The following is a 3089-nucleotide window of genomic DNA, read 5'->3' as shown; positions in this document are numbered from 1 at the left end:
TCGCGCTGGTCGCGGCCGCGGCGGTCCGCCGCGGCCGGGCACTGGACGTGGCCGGAGGGCTGGCGCTGGCCGCCGAGTCCGCGTTGACCAAGTTCGGCTACTTCCACGCGGGCACCGCCTCGGCGGCGGACCCGAAGTACACGGTGGTGCCGCGGCGCGCGCAGGCCGGCGCGGCGAACCGGTGTGTGAGCGCCCCGGCCGGGTAGTGAGACGTTCGCGAGCAGGACAGGTGGAGGAGCGATGAGCGACGGTCAACCCCGCTGGGACGGGCGCCGGGCCAGCCCGACGGAACGGCTGGCGGCGGACGTGGCGGACGTGGTCCGGGAGGAGGTCCGGGCCGTCCGCAGCCAGGTGACCGAGGCCGCCCGCCCGGCCGGCGTGGGCATCGCCCTGCTGGCCGCCGCCGGTGGCTGTCTGGTGCTCGGCGCCGGGGCGGCGTCGACCACGGTGCTGCGCATGCTGGAGACGGTGCTGCCGCGTCGCCTGGCCGCCGCCGGACTCACCGCCGGCTACCTGATGACGGCGGTGGTGCTCGGGCGGATGGGGCTGGCGCAGCTGCGTGCGGCGGGTGGCACGTCGGCGCAGCTCGCGGACGAGGTGCGGGACATGGTGTCGGCCACCGCCGGCAAGGTGGTGCCCGCCGGCAGCGAGGCCGCCCGCGACGAGCTGGACCGGTAGCCGGCCACAGGATCGGGAGGACGTCATGCCGGACAAGCACGAGCAGGCCGAGGAGATGCGCGACGAGGTGCCCTCGACCATCGCGCGCTCCGACGACAAGGCGGTCCGGACCTACAAGAAGACCCTGGAGTCGGCCGAGGAGACCTACGGCGACGGCGAGCGGGCCCACCGCACGGCGTACGCGTCGTTGAAGCACACCCACGAGAAGGTCGGCGACCACTGGGAGCCGAAGGAGCACAGGGGCCCCTCGGATCCGCAGGCGGCACTGGGCACCCCGGCCTCCCGGGACCGGGAACGGCCCACGGCCCAGGGGGTCGACGCCAACGCGAGCAAGGGGCACCTGGAGGACGTGGCGCGGAAGGTCGGCATCGACGATCCGCAGAAACTGAACAAGGACGAGCTCGTCCGGGCCATCGAGAAGGCCAACGCCCGCGCCACCGCCCGCGCCCGCCGCAGGTGATGCTCGACGCCGTCGGGTCCGTGCCGGCGAGCGAACCCCGCGCCGCGGACCCCACCGGGTGCGGTGGCCGTTGACCGACTTCCCGCTCTACGTGGCGGTGCTCGGCGCGGTGGCCGTTCTCGCCGTGCTGTCCAACCGCCTGGCCGACCGGCTGCGGCTGCCGGCGCCGGCGTTGTTCCTGTTCGCCGCGGCGATCATCTCCGACCTGTTCCCGCGGCTCAACGACCTGTCGCTGTACGCCGTCCGGCACCTGGTCGAGATCGCCCTCGTGCTCGTGCTGTTCAGCGGCGGCATGTCGATGGGCTGGCGGCGGCTGCGGCCCTCGCTCGGGCCGGTCGCCCTGGTCGGGGTGGCCGGCACCCTGCTGACCGCGGGCGCGCTGGCCCTGGCGTTGCGCTGGCTGTTCGGGTTCGACTGGCTCTCCGCACTGCTCGTGGGGACCGCCCTGTCGCCCACCGACCCGGCCGCGGTCTTCTCCGTGCTCGGCCGGCGCACCGTGGTGGGCCGCAGCGGCACCGTGATCGAGGGCGAGTCCGGGGCCAACGACCCGGTCAGCATCGCCCTCATGATCAGCCTGCTTCCGGCCGGGACCGCGGGGGGTTGGTCGGCCGTCGCGTCCGGCGTCGGCGAGTTCGCCCGGCAACTCGCGGTGGGCACGGCGATCGGCCTGGCCGGCGGCTGGCTGGTCCGGCAACTGATGCGCCGGGTGGTCCTGCCCGACGAGAGCCTCTACCCGCTGCAGGTGCTCTTCGCCGCCGGGTCGCTCTACGGCGCGGCCACGCTGGCGGGCGGCTCGGGCTTCCTCGCCGTGTTCGTCGCCGGCATCGTGGTCGGCGACGCGCGGGCGCCGTTCGAACGGGAGATCCGGCGCTTCCACGGCGCTCTGGCCAGCCTGGGCGAGATCCTGGCGTTCGGCCTGCTCGGGCTCATCGTCTCGCTGCGCAGCATGGTCACCGAGAACGCCTGGCTGACCGGCCTGGCGCTCGCCATGCTGCTCACCTTCGTGATCCGGCCACTGGTCGTCGGTGGCCTGCTCACCGCCGTGCGGCTGCGCTGGGGGGAGCGGATCTTCATCGTCTGGTCCGGGTTGAAAGGGGCGGTGCCGATCCTGCTGGGCACCTTCATCCTCACCGCCCACCTGGCCCAGAACCTGCGGCTGTTCGACATCGTCTTCGCCGTGGTGGCGTTCTCGATCGTCGTGCAGGGTGGCCTGGTCCCGCTGGTGGCCCGCTGGTGCCGGGTGCCGATGCGGAGCGTGCCGCTGCGACCCTGGGCGGTCGGCATGCGGGTCCAGGGCGAACCGGTGGGCCTGCGGCAGTACACGATCTCACCGGGCGCCCCCGCCGACGGCCGGCCGTTGTTCGAGCTCAGCCGGGACGAGGGGGTGTGGGTGAGCCTGGTGAGCCGCGGCGGCGAACATGTCCGGCTCGGCCGGGAGACGGTGCTGCGGGCCGGGGACGAGGTGCTGGTGGCCGGCGGGGAGCAGCCGGCGGGGAGCAGCCGGCGGCGGAGCGCGTCTTCACCGGCGAGCCTGACTGAGCCGGCTGGCCGGGGCCGATCCCGGCGGAGTTCCGTGGACCGCGACGCCTCCGGGCGGACGACAGCCGAGCAGCCGGTCCGGCGGTCACGAGCCGAGCAGCCGGCGGATCTCCGCGGCCGCGGGGTGCTCCGGCGCGACGGTGAGGAACCGCCGCAGCGTCGTCGGGGCGTCGGTCGGTCGCGTGGTCCGTTCCGCCAGGCCCAGCACCAGCAGGCCGTCGGGCGAGTCGGGCGAGTCGGTGAGGGCGTCCCGGGCGGTTTGCTCCGCCCCGGCGGCGTCCCCGGAGCGCAGCAGGGCGAAGGCGAGGCGCAGCCGGACGACGTCGTCGGGCCGCTCCCGCAGCGCCTCCCGATACATCTGGGCAGCGGCGTCGTACCGCTGCTGGCCCTCGAGGTCCTGGGCCAGCCGCAG

3 protein-coding genes and 2 pseudogenes are annotated in these 3089 nt (G+C 74.8%); 4 read left to right on the top strand and 1 reads right to left on the bottom strand.

The window, feature by feature from the left end; all coding sequences use genetic code 11:
- The 4 genes and pseudogenes from ACWEVO_RS33735 to ACWEVO_RS33720 form a co-directional block, all read left to right on the top strand.
- A pseudogene (locus tag ACWEVO_RS33735) lies at positions 1–206 on the top strand (NrfD/PsrC family molybdoenzyme membrane anchor subunit); the annotation flags it as partial.
- Between the two features lie 34 nt (positions 207–240).
- Positions 241–678 carry a phage holin family protein gene (locus tag ACWEVO_RS33730; RefSeq protein WP_452311467.1) on the top strand — a complete coding sequence of 146 codons (438 nt, stop codon included), beginning with the start codon at positions 241–243 and terminating at the stop codon, positions 676–678.
- A gap of 25 nt (positions 679–703) precedes the next feature.
- Positions 704–1138 carry a ChaB family protein gene (locus ACWEVO_RS33725; protein ID WP_452311466.1) on the top strand — a complete coding sequence of 145 codons (435 nt, stop codon included), beginning with the start codon at positions 704–706 and terminating at the stop codon, positions 1136–1138.
- 58 nt (positions 1139–1196) lie between these two features.
- A pseudogene (locus tag ACWEVO_RS33720) lies at positions 1197–2609 on the top strand (cation:proton antiporter domain-containing protein); the annotation flags it as partial.
- Positions 2610–2762: 153 nt separating this feature from the next.
- On the opposite strand, the gene ACWEVO_RS33715 reads toward ACWEVO_RS33720, so the two are convergent.
- Positions 2763–3035: a tetratricopeptide repeat protein gene (locus tag ACWEVO_RS33715; RefSeq protein ID WP_452311468.1), complete on the bottom strand. Its 273-nt coding sequence runs from the start codon at positions 3033–3035 to the stop codon at positions 2763–2765.
- Positions 3036–3089: the final 54 nt, after the last annotated feature.

It is taken from the genome of Micromonospora sp. NPDC003776 (assembly GCF_053605645.1).
Note: the sequence above shows the minus strand (reverse complement) of the source record. Positions and strands in the feature narration are given on the sequence as shown.